This is a genomic window from Geodermatophilus sp. YIM 151500, from assembly GCF_025716945.1.
In the GTDB taxonomy this organism is placed as follows: Bacteria; Actinomycetota; Actinomycetes; order Mycobacteriales; family Geodermatophilaceae; genus YIM-151500.
On the sequence record NZ_JAOVZT010000016.1, the window covers coordinates 44645 to 59777 of the forward strand.

The following is a 15133-nucleotide window of genomic DNA, read 5'->3' on the forward strand; positions in this document are numbered from 1 at the left end:
GTCATCATCGGGCGCGGTTGTGCACTTCCAGGGCCTGGATGTGCACAACCGCGCACGGTGTCGGCGACGTCGGCGGGACTGGCGGCCGTAGACGCGGACGAGCCCGCCCCGGGGATCGGGACGGGCTCGCCGGTGCGGCTGCGGACGCGCCTACGCGGACTTCTCGCGGCGCTCGCGGGTGGGCTTGCGCGGCACGATCGTCGGGTTGACGTGCTCCAGGACGACCTCCTTGGTGATGACCACGGAGGCGACGTCGTCGCGGCTGGGGACGTCGTACATCACCGACTGCAGCACCTCCTCCATGATCGCCCGGAGCCCGCGGGCGCCGGTGCCCCGGAGGATGGCCTGGTCGGCGATGGCCTCGAGCGCGTCGTCGGTGAACTCGAGGTCGACGCCGTCGAGCTCGAACAGCCGCCGGTACTGCCGCACCAGGGCGTTCTTCGGCTCGGTGAGGATGTTGATCAGTGCCTCGCGGTCCAGCTTCTGCACGCTGGTGATCACCGGGAGCCGGCCGATGAACTCGGGGATCATGCCGAACTTCAGCAGGTCCTCGGGCATGACCTCGGCGAAGGCGTTGGACTCGTCGATCTCCTTCTTGCTGCGGATCTCCGAGCCGAAGCCGATGCCCTGCTTGCCAGCCCGCGCCTCGATGATCTTCTCCAGCCCGGCGAAGGCGCCGCCCACGATGAACAGCACGTTCGTCGTGTCGATCTGGATGAACTCCTGGTGCGGGTGCTTGCGGCCGCCCTGCGGGGGCACCGACGCCGTCGTCCCCTCGAGGATCTTCAGCAGCGCCTGCTGGACGCCCTCGCCGGAGACGTCACGGGTGATCGACGGGTTCTCGCTCTTGCGCGCGATCTTGTCGACCTCGTCGATGTAGATGATGCCGGTCTCGGCGCGCTTGACGTCGTAGTCGGCGGCCTGGATCAGCTTGAGCAGGATGTTCTCGACGTCCTCACCGACGTAGCCGGCCTCGGTCAGCGCGGTCGCGTCGGCGATGGCGAACGGCACGTTGAGCATCCGGGCGAGGGTCTGCGCCAGGTGGGTCTTGCCGCAGCCGGTCGGACCCATCAGCAGGATGTTCGACTTGGCCAGCTCGACGGACTCGTCGCGCGACCGCTCACTGCCGGCCTGGACGCGCTTGTAGTGGTTGTAGACGGCGACCGAGAGGGTGCGCTTGGCCTGCTCCTGCCCGATGACGTACTGCTCGAGGAAGTCGTGGATCTCCTTGGGCTTGGGCAGCTCGTCGAACTTCAGGTCCGACGACTCCGACAGCTCCTCCTCGATGATCTCGTTGCAGAGATCGATGCACTCGTCGCAGATGTAGACCCCGGGGCCCGCGATGAGCTTCTTGACCTGCTTCTGGCTCTTGCCGCAGAACGAGCACTTGAGCAGGTCGCCGCTCTCACCGATACGTGCCACCTGTTGACCTCCACCTCGGGATCGGGCCTGGGAAGTTGGCCCCGCGTGCATGTCGTGCTGCCGTGCCCTCGTGCACCCCGCAGTGCCCGCGAGGCTCTCCTCCCGGCGCCACCGGCCGGGGATCGGGCGCTCGCCGACCGTACCGGGCGCCACCGACCGGTGGGGGCAATGACTCACCCGGTCCGACGGTGGCATCACATCCGTCGCCTGTGCTCCGCCTGCCCCTCGAACGGTACGGGCCGAGAGCGCGACACGCGCGGTCTCGGCCCGTCCCGTTGCGCGTCAGCGCACCGGCAGCGCGTTCAGCTTCCGGCTCTGGATCACCTGGTCGACCAGGCCGTACTCCTTGGCCTCCTCGGCGGTGAGGATCTTGTCGCGGTCGATGTCCTTGCGGACCTGCTCGATGTCCTTGCCGGAGTGCCGGGCCAGGATCTCCTCCATCTGGATGCGCACCCGCTGGATCTCCGCGGCGTGGATCTCCAGGTCGGACACCTGACCGCCGGACTCGCCCGAGGGCTGGTGGATGAGCACCCGGGAGTAGGGCAGGGCGAGCCGCTTGCCGGGCGTGCCGGCCGCGAGCAGGACGGCGGCCGCCGAGGCGGCCTGGCCCATGCACACGGTCTGGATGTCGGGCCGGACGAACATCATCGTGTCGTAGATGGCCATGAGCGACGTGAACGAGCCACCGGGCGAGTTGATGTAGATCGTGATGTCGCGGTCGGGATCGGCCGACTCCAGCGTGATCAGCTGGGCCATGACGTCGTTGGCCGACGCGTCGTCGATCTGCACCCCGAGGAAGATGATCCGCTCCTCGAAGAGCTTGTTGTACGGGTTGGACTCCTTCATGCCGTAGCTCGTGCGCTCCACGAAGGAGGGCAGGATGTAGCGGCTGGAGGGCATCTGGAAGGTCATCGGTCTCTCCTCCGGGCCGTCAGTTGTCGTTGACCGGGTTGGCGCTGTCGGTCATGGCCGCGCGGCTGACGACGTGGTCGACGAAGCCGTACTCCAGGGCCTCCTGCGCGGAGAACCAGCGGTCGCGATCGGAGTCCTGCTCGATCTGCTCGACGCTCTGTCCGGTGTGGAACGACTGCAGCTCGTTGAGCTCCCGCTTGAGGCGGCGGAACAGGTCGGCCTGGATGGCGATGTCGGCCGCGGTGCCGCCGACGCCCGCCGACGGCTGGTGCATCATGATCCGCGCGTGCGGCAGGGCGTAACGCTTGCCCTTGGCGCCGGCGGTGAGCAGGAACTGGCCCATCGAGGCGGCCAGGCCCATCCCGTAGGTGGCGACGTCGCACTCGATGAACTGCATCGTGTCGTAGATGGCCATGCCGGCGCTGACCGAGCCACCCGGGCTGTTGATGTACAGGTGGATGTCGCGCTTGGGGTCCTCGGCCGACAGCAGCAGCATCTGCGCGGCGAGCTGGTTGGCGATCACGTCGTCGACCTGGCTGCCCAGGAAGATGATGCGCTCGCGGAGCAGGCGCTCGTAGACCGAGTCGTTGAGGTTCATCCCCCCGGCGTTGCCGCGCAGCAGCGGCGCGCTCGCCAGGTTCGGGTGGGTGGTGCTCACGGGTGCGATGACCTCCGTTGGACTGTCGTGCTGCGGGTCTCGGTGGGCGGATGGCTCGGTGGTGCGGGCCCGGGAACGACCCCTCGGAGGGCCGGGACCCTCCGGCGAACGCCTGAGTCCTGTCGACCCTAACGCGCACCTCCGACGGCGCAGTCCCGGCGCCGGCGGTGTTCGCCGACGGCGCAGCGGGCGGCCCGCGCACGGCTCGGGAACGGGTCGGGGACGGCTCGGGGACGGCTCGGGGACGACGTCGCCGGCGGCTCCGGCGGTCGGCTCGCGACGGGTCGCCCGGGGCCCGGATGCGACGACGCCGCCCACCCGGGGTCGGGCACGGCGGCGTCGTCGGGGTCGTGCTGGAGTCAGGAGCGGACGTCGTCCCCGGCCTCGTCGGCGGCTGCGGAGGCGTCCGCACCGGCGGCCTTCTCCTGGGCCGGGGCCTTCTTCGCGGCGGCCTTCTTCGCCGGAGCCGCGGCGGCGGGAGCGTCGTCGGCGGCGGTCTCGTCAGCGGCGGTGTCGTCGGCGGTGTCGTCGGCGGCGGCGGCGTCCGCACCGGTGTCGTCCGCACCGGTCTGGACGGCGGGACCGAGGTCGGCCTCGGCGGCGACCCCGCCGGCCTCGGCCAGCGGCTCCTCCCCCAGCTCCTCGGTCGCCACGGCCGTGCCCTCGGCGGAGGCCGCGGCCGGCGCCTGCGCCGTGCGCGGGCGCAGCGCCTCGAGGTCGACCGTGGCGCCGGACTCGGTGGTGATCGTCGTCTGCTCGAGCAGCTGGGCCAGGGCCTTGGTGCGGCGCACGTCGGCGACGAACTCGGCGATGTTGCCGCTCTGCTGCAGCTGCTGGGCGTACTGCTCGGGGCTGATCCGGTTGCGCTGCGCCTGGGCGATGATCTGCGCGGAGAGGTCGTCGTTGTCGACGGTCACCTCGCGGGCGTCGGCGACGGCGTCGAGGACGAACTGCGTGCGGACGGCCTTCTCGACGTTCGCGCGCTGGTCGGCGTCGTAGGCCTCGCGGCTCTCCGCCCCCGACATCTCGAGGAACTGCTCCCAGCTCATGCCGGCCTGCTGCAGCTCGGTCTCGAAGGCGCGGTTGCGCCACTCGATCTCGCGCTCGACCAGGTTCTCCGGGACGGGCACGTCGACGGCCTCGATGAGGTGGTCGACGAGCTTGTCGCGGGCCTGGGCGCCCTGCTGCATGGTCTTGGCCCGGGCCAGCCGGGTGCGGACGTCGTCGCGCAGCTCGGCCAGGGTGTCGAACTCGCTCGCGGTGGAGGCGAACTCGTCGTCCAGCTCGGGCAGCTCCTTGGCCTTGACCGAGCGGACGGTGACGCTGACCTCGGCCGTCTCGCCGGCGTGCTCGCCCGACAGCAGCGCGGTGGTGAAGGTGGCGCTCTCGTCGGCCGACAGCCCGCGGACGGCGTCGTCCAGTCCCTCCATGAGCTGGCCGGAGCCGACCTCGTAGGACATGCCGCTGGTGGTGCCGTCCTCGAGCACCTCGTCGCCCAGCTTGGCCTCGAGGTCGATGGACACGAAGTCGCCGTCCTCGGCCGGGCGGTCGACGCCGGTGAGCATCCCGAAGCGCTCGCGCATCACGGAGATCTGCTGGTCGATCTCGTCGTCGGAGACCTCGACGTCGTCGACGGTGACCTGGAGGTCGTCGAGCGCGGGCAGCTCGATCCGAGGGGCGACGTCGACCTCGGCGGTGAAGGCGAGGGTGTCGTTGTCGTCGAGCCGGGTCACCTCGATCTGCGGCTGGCCGAGCACGCGGACCTGGTTCTCGCGGACGACGGTCGAGTAGACCTCGGGGACGGCGTGCTGCACGACCTGCTCGAGGATGACCGGGCGGCCGATGCGCTGGTCGAGCACGCGGTTGGGCACCTTGCCGGGACGGAAGCCGGGCACGCGGACCTGCCGGCCGAGCTCCTTGTAGACCTCGCCGAAGGCGTGGTCCAGATCCCCCCACGGCACCTCGATGGCCATCTTGACCCGCGTGGGGCCGACTTCCTCGATGGTGCTCTTCACAGCGCAGTGCCTCTCTGGGGTGGGACGTCGGGGGATGGCGCCGGGCAGGGTCAACGGCGCCGGATCGCCCCGAGTCTACGGACGCCGCGGCGACCCCCGCCGGTGGCGCCGGACGCCGGCGGGGGTCGGTCGGGGTGGCGGGATTTGAACCCACGGCCCCCCGCTCCCAAAGCGGGTGCGCTACCAAGCTGCGCCACACCCCGTGGCCTGCGCGAGTCTAGGCCCCGCGCCACCGGGCGCCGCGACGCCGAGGGAGGCCCGAGGGACGGGCACCGAGCCGGCCCGCGATCCGCCGGCCCCGCAGACCTCACCGTGCCTCGAGGCGGCGGGTGACCGACGGCCGGAAGGCCAGCACCACCACGGCTACGGCCGGCCCGGCGAAGAGGAGGACGGGGAGCAGGACCTGCTCGCCCCCCGCGCCGAGGGCGCCGCTGGCACCCAGCCAGAGCCACCACCCGGCGATGCCGACGACCAGGCCCGCGGCCACCACGAGGACGCGGCGGTCGAGGCCGTGGAACAGCAGCACCGCGCCGACGACCAGCGGTACGGGGCAGGCGAGCTCCCAGAGCACGATGACGACGCCCAGGTCGTACAGCTCGTCGCCCATGGCGGCGAAGCTGCTGGTCGCCAGGGCGGTGAACAGGGCGCCCGCCGTCGTGAGCGCGGCGAGCGACCCGGCGAGGACGCAGGCCGCCACTGCCGGGCGCGGCAGGGGGATGTCGTCCGCGTGCGGTACGGGGACGTCGTCCCGGCGCGATGCGGGAGCCTCCGGGACGTCGTCCGGGACGTCGTCCGGGACGTCGGCCGGCTCCGCGTCCCGGCTCGTCCGGTCGTACCACCGCCGGACCGGCTCGCTCGCGGTCAGGAACAGCCCGACGGTCGGCGCCACGGCGAAGGAGAGAAGAGCGGCCCCCGCGATCGCCGCGTCCTTCGCCCATCCGTCGCCGTGCAGGAGGACCAACGCGACCGTGTGGACGGCGGCCACGCCCAGCTGCATGCCGAACGCCGCCACCAGGGCTCGCCACGCCAGGCGGGTCCGGCTCCCCAGCGCCACGAGTGCGAGGGCCACGGTGAGGAGGGACAGTGCCGGTCCCGCGGTGTCGAGGTGTCGTCCGGCTTTCGCGACATCGACGAGAAGGTTGCTTGAGAGGACGTCGAGCACGCCCTGGCCGACGAGGAGTGTCACGGCGGCGACCACTTCCCGCGGCCGGCGCGGCCCGCCCGGGACGACCCGCCCGCGGGCCCTGTCCGGACTCGGGACGGCGGGCATGTGGCGGAGTGTCCACCGGCCGCCGGAGCGCGTGAAGGCCCACGCGAGCGGGGCGGGGCAGCGACGCCGCACCGTCGACCGGGCGGCTACCCTGGGCTGGCACCTCCGCGGGTGTAGCTCAATGGCAGAGCCCCAGCCTTCCAAGCTGGCCATGCCGGTTCGATCCCGGTCACCCGCTCCACGTACTGACCAGCTCGCATGTCCTTCTGTCGAGCTCAGCACGGTGTCGGCGCCGCTTTCATGCCTCAGTCGTGCCGCCCCCTGTTGACCGCTGACCACCGGGTTTGACCCGTGCTTAAGGCACGGATAAGGCACGAACCAGTGAAACGGCCGTGGAAAGGGCCGAGTCGTGTCAGGCTGACCGCGGTGTCCGGCCGCCACGTGCCGGGGCCCCCGTCGGCGCGGTCGAGGACCCACCGTCCGTCGCGCGTACGCGGCCCGACGGGCACCCGGGCTCGGCGCCCACTGAAGCCGACAAGCTGTCCCCTGGCAGCGAAGGCAGCCCAGAGATGCCCTGTTAGGTCGGATTGCTCAGTGCCGACCAGTCCAGAGCCTCAAGGGCGGCTCTAAGGAGGCTTGGAGGTGGCTCGTGCTTGATAATCGGGGGCGACCGCTTCAGGTTAGCTCCAGGAGGCACGGAGGGTGCTCGGAGGAAGCTAAGCACCTGAAGGAGGTCATGCCCGACCTCACGTTCCGCGACCTGACCACGATGCAGGCGCAGGCGCTGCTCGCCGCGCACGAGGACATCGTGAACCCCGTCGCGGAGGTCACCTCGACGCCGGAGGAGATCATGGCCTCAATGACCCAGTTGCGAAGCGACTCGGCGGTGATGCCCAGCGCCGTGCAACGGAGCGGCGAGGTGGTGGCGTATCGGTAGCTGGGGGCAACTCCGACGCTGGTGTAGCCCCTTGACCGCTCGGGTTGTCTAGCAGCTGCTGGCCCTCACGGGCGCCATCAGGCCACGACCGTGCTCCCGGCCAGCCCCTCACCAGATTTTCCGTCGCCTAACGACCACTGATCCTGATCGGACTTGCTGGTCTAGCGAGGGATGAACTTCGACGCCACAAGACGCACGTCACGCAAGGGATCATGCTCCCGACAGACCACGATCAAGTTGGCCGGGTTCGGAGCGCCGTGGATGTTTCGTGGCGCAACGGTAAGCTCATCAGAGGAGGTTCGGGCGGCGCAGCCGCTCGGGTCTTCGCACCGCCCCCGCATCGCTAGAAACCGCACCACCCAAAACGGCTGGGGCACGCTGACCGGTCCGAGCGTCGGGTGTTTACGTACACGAGGGGCTCCCTCAGCGTCATATATGAGAGCACGGTTCGACTTCACGCGATTACACCATCCGCAGGCCAGCCGCAGATTATGTAAGAGGCTGGATCCGCCGGAGGAGTGTGCAACCACATGCTCCACTTCGATCCGAAGGTCGAGCAGCTTGACGCCGCGAGACGTGTAGAAGTCGACAAACGGCGGAGTCCGCGGCTCCGCATCGCTCTCCTCACCCAGAAACGCCGCGCGAGCCCAGTCACTGAACTCGGCGCCACACACCCAGCACCGCGGGTAGAGCTCCCAGAGGAAGAGGCGAGTCTCCCGATCGGCGACGACGCGTCGCCCCACCTCGAGTCGACCGATCTTTCGCCAGAGCAGCTTCGTCAACCGACTTGCGAGTTGTGTTCGCTCGTCGGCGGGCAACAGACCTGCATCGGACGCCAGAGCGTCACTAACGCGCTTGTAGAGGTGCGCATACTGCTGCGTACCCTCCAGGTAGGGCAAGGGATCAGCGAGCCCTTCGAGGAACCAACGGGCCCAGAGGTGATTTATGTCACCGCGCAGCAGCCAATTGGTCAGCCCACCCAAGCTTGCTGGTGCAACTTTCGCAGCAATATCTCGGACACCATCCTCGTCCCATACCGCTGCGTCGACCTCGAACGCCTGTTGAATGAAGTCGCCGAGCGCGCGGTCCACGGGGTCCTTAACCCGCCTTCTGGTGCCGGAACGTGCGAAGATCAGGCAGCTGCTGAGGATCCTTTCGGTACTGCACCCACAAATAGGCCCATTGTGCCCGCGTGCCAGGAGCATCCTTTTTGACTCCTGCGAGCTTCCAGTCGCGCGAGAAGTATGTCGTCTTCACATCCTCAAGCCACTCGTCGACCCACTTCGCGACATCCTCGATGTCATCAATACGTCGCTTAGTATCGGTCATGTACTGAAAGAAATCGGCCGCCAGTATAGTAAGGCTGATTTTGTTGAAGAGGTTGGAGGACCTGGGTGACCCCCAGTAGTTTCCCGCATCTTTGTCGTTGGTAGTAGCCAATCGATCGCGCACGGCTGTCCAGAAGGTGATGAAGACCTCACGCCAAGGCCCGTCTTGGCGACTCCAGTACTCGAACTTAGATTGATCGACAGGGGCACCAGCAACGATCTCGGACTCTTCGAGCTGACTCCGACGCCATTTGTCGGCGTAATCGTTTTTTTCGCCAAACAGTCGACCGCCCTTCAGTTCGCGAAAAATTCTAACGAGCGAGCCCAGCACGTTCCACTGGAGCAAGTCTGGACGTCCCTCGTTGGCGAGGCCCTTCTCAACAAGATCTTTGAAGGGACTGTCGGGGTGCCGCGTTAGGTATGCAATAGCCTGGGAATCTTCTAGCGGAATCCCTGCCGCCTCAAGCCGCTCGGAGACTTGTTCGAGTTCTTCCGCCGAGAGACTAGTTGCGACGATTGTGCCCAGCAGGGCAGGTTTAATCGGCGTGGCCTTCTGGTTGACCACGACGAATTGAAACACATGCTCAGCAGGAGAAGGCTCCATCAAAATCGAGACTGGCAACAAACGCGCTTCCCGTCGCCGCAGTTCGTCAACGACCTCGTCGACATCCCGTCCAGCATCGATGGCGGCCTCAACCTCGGGCTGCAACGCCTCCGAGTTCGCTGCCTGCTCGGCCGCCAGGATCGCGCCGCGAAGTCGGTGTTGGCCGTCTACGACCACGATCGGCTGGAGGTAGGAGATCATTGCCTCCTTCGAAAAGCCGAGAAAGCTGTCGTCGTCGAAACCAGCACTCGACTCCTCCAAAAGCTGTATGCGTGCTGCTACTTCCTCCCAGAAGTCTGCAATATGCGTTTCCCCTGAGAAGAGCACCGACGTCGCGGGCTGCTCGGAGTCGCCGCCCTCTGAGGGCTCGCCAGGAACCGCCGCGGCCGCTTCGTCGTCAGGCTCATCGCCTGCAGTCGGTCCGGCCATTTCAGCGTGATTGAAGTTGGCGCGCTCTTTAAGCCGCGCAAGCTTCGCGTCATCGATCTTCATACTCGCGAGGTCGGGCAATCGATGCTCAAGAGAGGTTCGCACTCGCCGTAGTAGTTCAACGAGTGGAAGCACCTTCAGATCTTCCCAATCGACGGTGAGCGACCCGATTGAGGTGTTAGCGTCGTCGCCCGTCGTCTCGAATGTCACACGGCTAGGGTCTCGGCTCGCACAAAGCAGCGGGTTCTGGATGACGTTGTTTCCATTACTGAAGAATGCTGCAAGCTCATGGAGCCGCTTGGGGCTCTCCTCGCGTTGGAATCCGATCGCTTCAGTGTTCGACCCGAGGCGCTCTCGTTGGGGCACGCCCGACCACTCGTCGATGTCGGTGGCCGGCGCGGCGAAGAGTACGAGATCGCCCGACTCAGCGGTCTGCCGAAGTCGGACGGCACTGTACGTTCGCTTGGGCATCGGCTCCCCCTGATCATCTGCACAGCCGGCATAGGCGTCCCTTGGAACGGGCCGATCCTATGTAGGCGCGGGATGGAGCTCGCAGATAGGCCCCGGGTCGGCGCGCCGGGTCGCTGCAAAGTGTGAGGCGAGCGCCTGGACTGGCGGTCGCGGGCTGCGCGGTGATCTGTTGGTGCCTGACGCCAGCCATCACCCAGAGGCCCGTGCCCGCAAGCTGAGCCTCCCTGTCCCATCCTGTTCGACGCGGTCAGCCGGTGGAGGTGCCTGCAGAACTTCTCGGGTCGTTGGAACGCGTCCGGAGAGCACCGCCTCGGCGCGCGCCGCTGCCGGTCCGGAATCCTATGACCACCAGCGCGGACACGCCGGCGGGGATGAGCGGCGCCTCGGGGACGTGCTTGCAGACCCACTTCCGCACCGCGGGAGCGACGTATGAGGCCGTCGTAGGGCCCTAGAAGCGGCCGCCCGGATACAGAAGCAGACCCCTGTGGCTGGTGAGCCGTGGGAGCCGTGCTGAGCATGTCTCGTTCCGGCGAAGTCCGCCTGTGCTTGCCGACTTGGACTGACACGCCGATGCACAGCCGTGTCGATTGAGCCGATGTGAGTCAAGCTCATCGGGGATCAGAGGCATCACCCTTCGTGGTGGATCACTGACCCATCACTACGCCAGCCGGTGGATGATGCCAACGATCAACTGCGTGGCCGCATCATTGCGCCGCCCGCCGCGGGACTGGGTCTCGGCCGCCGCGAAAGGGCTGATCTCGGAGGGGAGCAACTGCCCGCGTGACTGGGGACACTGCCTTCGGCGACGTGCGACCGCACACCTGGCTCGACGCCTTTCCCTGGGTCAAGGGGGCTGCCGACGGGGCGGAGTGCCCGTGGTGGGACGAACCCATCGACGCCCCCGGTGTCGCTGTCCGGCAACAGCGCGTCGCGCAGATCGCTGAGTTGGCGATGGCACGGCTCAGCCAGTGGACGATCGGTCAGATCTTCCCCGGGTTGTCGCCAGAGACCGAATTGCTGCAGCTTCGGCTGCCGGTGCGCGCCCGCAATGCGCTGGGCCGGTACGGCTGCCTGAGCGGGGCCGACCTCATGGGCGTCACCCTGCGCGCGGTGATGGAGTGGCAACAGGTCGGCGTCGGGACCGTTGATGCGATTCTCCAGGCTCTCGCGGATGTCTCGACGTCGCTGCCCACGCCCCGGGTCAGCGCCCTCTGGTATGCCGGGGACGCGCTGACGGCGCCGGAGGAGCGCGCGGCGCATCAGCCGGACTGGCTGGCGGCTTTCGTCGAGGACCTCGATCGCCTCGCCACCTGGTACGCCACGATCGGGCAGCCTCAGCGACCGCTGCTGGAGGCAACCCTCGCCCCTGGGACGCCGGACGAGGTCGTCAAAGCCCGGCAGCGCCTTGATTCCCTGTGCGCGAGCGACGTCCTCGCCGAGGATGCCGCAGAGGCGGATGTCGCTGCTCGCTTCGATGAGGCGCTGGCGACCCTCGATCCGCGAGCGGTCCAAGTCTTGGCCAATCGCCTGTTCGCCGATGACGCTCGCACGCTGGACGAAATCGGGCGCGACCACGGTGTAACCCGCGAACGCATTCGACAGATCGAGGGCAAGGCGCGCGGCGCGCTGCTCGGTTTGGTCGGTGACGGCGGACAGCTCGCCATGGTCGCCGAAGCCGCCCGGACCCTGATTGGCACCATCCGACCGCTGGACGATCTGCTGGCTCTCATGCCCGCCCTCGGGAAGACGGTTGCGTCGGTTGGCCAGCCGGCGTGGCGGGTCCTCGATCGCCTCGAGGACGCCTACGAGATCGAGGATGGCTGGTGTGTCGTGCCGACCGTCACCGCGGCGCGGACCATCACGCAAACCCAACTCCAGGAACGGGTTGACCGCTACGGCGTCGCCCGGATCGACAACCTCAGTCTCGTCGAAAGCAGCCAACCCGAGCGTCTGACCGGACTGACGGCGGCCTGGCTGACGCACTGTGGCTACGTCGTCGACGGCGACTTTGTCCTCACCCGGACGCAATCGGTGCAGGACTACGGCGCGGCGGTGCTGTCGATCGTGGGCTCGCCGCTCGGCGCCCAGGAGATCGTCGACCGCTTCGTGATCGAGCGCAGCGCCGCCTCACTGCGCAACGCCATTAGCGGCGATGACCGCTTCGAGCGCGTCGATCGGGACCGCTGGGCGCTCCGGGAATGGGGCATGGATGCCTACGCCGGTGTCCGATCCCTAATCCGGGAGCAGGTGGCGCGCAGCGGCGGACGCGTGCAGCTCGAAGACCTAATCGAGCACATCACTGCCCGTTATACCGTCACCGCCAGCAGCGTCGTGGCGTACGCCAGCTCGCCGCCGTTCCAGTGCAAGGGGGGCGTGGTCACTCTCGCGAGCGACGACCGAGAGGTGCGAAAGACGCCCGAGCAGACCCGCCGCCTCTTTCGGCATCCGGACGCCTGGGCTTACCGGGTGCGCATTACCGCCGACCACCTGAGAGGCAGCGGCTCAGCAGCACCGGTGGCCATCGCGAGCCTCCTCGACCTGCAGTTTGGACAGACGCGCCAGCTCTCCTCGCCACTGGGTCCGCAGGCGGTCGCGTGGACCGCCATCCAGCCGTCGTTCGGCACCATCCGCCGCTTCCTGTTGGCCGGCGACATCGCCGTCGATACCGAGGCGTTCCTGGTGATCCATGACGACGGCACGTTCTCCTTCGAGCCGGCCCGTGACATGACCGGCAACCCGCTCCTCGATGCACTGAGCTTGATCGGCGCGCCGGTGACCGCCGACCGCAACGAAGCCCGCAGCTTGCTCGCTGCAGCCGTCGGGCTCTCAGCAGCCACGCCCGTTACGAGCATGATCGGCAGCTACCGCGAACGCGGCGACAGCGACGTCGCGGATCTCCTGACGAGCGTCCGCGAATCCCTGGAGACGGGCCACACTCCGCCGTCTCCCACACACCGAGCCGCCGTCGACGACATTCTGGACCTGCTGTGAGCACGTCTCCCCGCGGCCTGCGGTCCCTTTCCCTACATGACCGCTATCGCAGCGATCAGGAAGACGTCGTCGCCACCTTCTACGTGCCGGCCTTCACCGTCGCGTCCAGCTACAGCCGCGCGGTGGGCTACTTCACCTCCAGCAGTCTCGCCCTCTATGCCCGCGGCATCGAGACGTTCGCTGCGCGGGGCGGCACGATGCGGGTGGTCGCCTCTCCGCATCTCAGCGAAGACGACATCGTGGACATCGAACGGGGCTACGACGTCCGCGCGGTCATCGAACGGGCGACCATGCGCGAGCTGGATTTCGAGGAGCAGGAACCGGTCCTCGATGGACTCGGCATGCTGGGCCGCCTGATCGCCGAGGGCCAACTCGACATCAAGCTGGCATTCGTCGAGCAAGCTGGGCGCGTTGGCATCTACCACGAGAAGATCGGCGTCTTTCGCGACGACTTCGGCGACCTCGTGGGCTTCACGGGCAGCAGTAACGAGACCTACGGCGGTCTCATGGCCAACTTCGAATCTGTCGAGGTCTACCGCGGCTGGGTGGCAGGGGACGGCGCGCGGGCGCTCCGGCTCGAGCGTGACTTCCAGGCGCTCTGGGCCAACCAGACGCCGAACCTCGCGGTTGAGCGCTTTCCGGATATTGCCCGCGAGCGGCTCATCAAGCTCGGCAGCGAGCGACCGAATCGCCCGGTGCCAGGCCGCGATGACGCGCTGACGCCTGCCCCGCCCACCGTTTCCGAGCCGATGCGGCTGCGCATCCCCAGCTGGCTGGACGTCCGCGGCTACCAGCGGCAGGCGGTCGAGTCGTGGCTTCGTCAACAAGGCCGCGGCATCCTCAAGATGGCCACCGGCACCGGGAAAACGAAGACGGCCATGATCGCCGCCACCCAGCTCGGCAACGTCCTGGGGCAGCGCGAGCAACCCCTTGTCGTGCTCATCCTGGCCCCGCTGCAGCACCTGGTCGACCAGTGGATCACCGAGGTAGGCGACTTCGGCGTGCGCCCGATCGCCATCTACGAGGCGAGCCAGAAGTGGATGCGCGCCGTCGAAGACCAACTGGCCGAAGCCCGTCTCGGCCAGCGCCCGGTGGTGGTCATGGTCGCCACCAACAAGTCGTTCGCCGGTGACAGGTTTCAGGCGGTGCTGTCCCGCATCACGCAGCCGCTGCTGGTCATAGCCGACGAGGCGCACAACCTCGGCTCGTCGACCTATCGCACGGCACTTCCCCCGGGCGCCACCTACCGCCTGGCCCTCTCGGCGACACCGGAGCGTTGGTTCGACGATGCGGGCACCGACGCGCTCATCGACTACTTCGGTCCGATCGTCTTCGAGCTCGGTCTCGCCAAGGCGATCGAGATGGGGGCGCTGTGCCGCTACACCTACCTCCCGCGGCTCGTGGAATTGAACGACCAAGAGACCAATCTGTACGTCGAGCTGACGACGCAAATCGCCAAGCGCATCGCTGCGGGCGACAGCGTGCAGGACGCCGACCCTGACTCCCCCATCGGCTTCCTGCTGCGGCAGCGCGCCGGCGTCATGGGACATGCCGAGGGCAAGGTGGCGGCGCTCCAAGCGGACCTGAGCGCACGCCGAGACTCCTGGTTCCAGCTCGTCTATTGCGCCGAGGGCCGGCGACCGACGGAGCCGGGTGACCCGCCGGGGCCTAACCAGCTCAACGACGTCATGCAGCTGGTGGGCCACCGGCTGCAGCTACCGGCCCACTCCTACGTCGACGGCGTCTCGCGGCCACAGCGCAGGGTAGTGCTGCGCCGTTTCAGCAGGGGCGACGATCTACGGGTACTGGTCGCCATGCGCTGTCTCGATGAGGGCGTCGACATCCCCGATGCCCGCATCGGTTACCTGCTAGCCAGCAGCAGCAATCCTCGCCAGTTCATCCAGCGGCGCGGACGCCTGCTGCGTCGTGCCCCCGGCAAGGAGCAGGCCGAGATCCTGGATTACCTCGCGGTGCCGCCGGCTGGGGCACCAGTCAACTTCGATGTCGAGCGAGCCCTATTGGCGCGTGAGCTGCAGCGGGCCCACGAGTTCGGCACGTTGTCGGAGAACTATGCGAGCACGCTCCAGGTGCTCCGGCCGCTGAAGGAGCGGTACCAGCTCCTGGACATGTAGCAGCGGCACCCCTACGGAACATCC

Annotated in this window: 10 protein-coding genes and 2 tRNA genes; 4 read left to right on the plus strand and 8 right to left on the minus strand. The window is 67.9% G+C overall.

Annotation, left to right across the window (positions count from 1 at the left end; all coding sequences use genetic code 11):
- Positions 1 to 150: 150 nt before the first annotated feature.
- The 6 genes from clpX to OF117_RS20125 form a co-directional block, all read right to left on the minus strand.
- Entirely contained in the window at positions 151 to 1422 is a 1272-nt protein-coding gene (gene clpX / locus OF117_RS20100; protein ID WP_263554631.1) for an ATP-dependent Clp protease ATP-binding subunit ClpX, read from the minus strand.
- A gap of 282 nt (positions 1423 to 1704) precedes the next feature.
- Positions 1705 to 2334, minus strand: a complete 630-nt coding sequence (locus tag OF117_RS20105) for an ATP-dependent Clp protease proteolytic subunit (RefSeq protein WP_263554632.1) — start codon at positions 2332 to 2334, stop codon at positions 1705 to 1707.
- Positions 2335 to 2353: 19 nt separating this feature from the next.
- Positions 2354 to 2992: an ATP-dependent Clp protease proteolytic subunit gene (locus OF117_RS20110; protein ID WP_411969471.1), complete on the minus strand. Its 639-nt coding sequence runs from the start codon at positions 2990 to 2992 to the stop codon at positions 2354 to 2356.
- Between the two features lie 359 nt (positions 2993 to 3351).
- The gene (gene tig, locus OF117_RS20115; RefSeq protein ID WP_263554633.1) at positions 3352 to 5007 is read right to left on the minus strand and encodes a trigger factor; all 1656 of its coding nucleotides are present in this window, start codon (positions 5005 to 5007) and stop codon (positions 3352 to 3354) included.
- Positions 5008 to 5136: 129 nt separating this feature from the next.
- Positions 5137 to 5210, minus strand: a tRNA-Pro gene (locus tag OF117_RS20120).
- A 104-nt stretch (positions 5211 to 5314) separates the two neighbouring features.
- On the minus strand, positions 5315 to 6193 hold the full coding sequence (locus tag OF117_RS20125) for a hypothetical protein (RefSeq protein WP_263554634.1): 879 nt from the start codon (positions 6191 to 6193) through the stop codon (positions 5315 to 5317).
- A gap of 191 nt (positions 6194 to 6384) precedes the next feature.
- Between OF117_RS20125 and OF117_RS20130 the strand changes: the two genes are divergently transcribed.
- Positions 6385 to 6458, plus strand: a tRNA-Gly gene (locus OF117_RS20130).
- Between the two features lie 495 nt (positions 6459 to 6953).
- The gene (locus OF117_RS20135; protein ID WP_263554635.1) at positions 6954 to 7154 is read left to right on the plus strand and encodes a hypothetical protein; all 201 of its coding nucleotides are present in this window, start codon (positions 6954 to 6956) and stop codon (positions 7152 to 7154) included.
- A gap of 161 nt (positions 7155 to 7315) precedes the next feature.
- On the opposite strand, the gene OF117_RS20140 is transcribed toward OF117_RS20135, so the two are convergent.
- Positions 7316 to 8245 (minus strand): HNH endonuclease, encoded by a 930-nt coding sequence (locus tag OF117_RS20140; protein WP_263554636.1) that lies wholly within the window; start codon positions 8243 to 8245, stop codon positions 7316 to 7318.
- Positions 8246 to 8252: 7 nt separating this feature from the next.
- A complete protein-coding gene (locus OF117_RS20145; protein ID WP_263554637.1) occupies positions 8253 to 9986 on the minus strand; it encodes a hypothetical protein in 1734 nt (577 codons plus the stop codon).
- An 807-nt stretch (positions 9987 to 10793) separates the two neighbouring features.
- Between OF117_RS20145 and OF117_RS20150 the strand changes: the two genes are divergently transcribed.
- Both OF117_RS20150 and OF117_RS20155 read left to right on the plus strand, forming a co-directional pair.
- On the plus strand, positions 10794 to 12977 hold the full coding sequence (locus OF117_RS20150; protein WP_263554638.1) for a sigma factor-like helix-turn-helix DNA-binding protein: 2184 nt from the start codon (positions 10794 to 10796) through the stop codon (positions 12975 to 12977).
- Complete coding sequence (locus OF117_RS20155; RefSeq protein ID WP_263554639.1) at positions 12974 to 15109, plus strand: DEAD/DEAH box helicase family protein; 2136 nt, start codon at positions 12974 to 12976, stop codon at positions 15107 to 15109. The genes OF117_RS20150 and OF117_RS20155 overlap by 4 nt, the downstream gene beginning before the upstream one ends.
- Positions 15110 to 15133 lie beyond the last annotated feature (24 nt).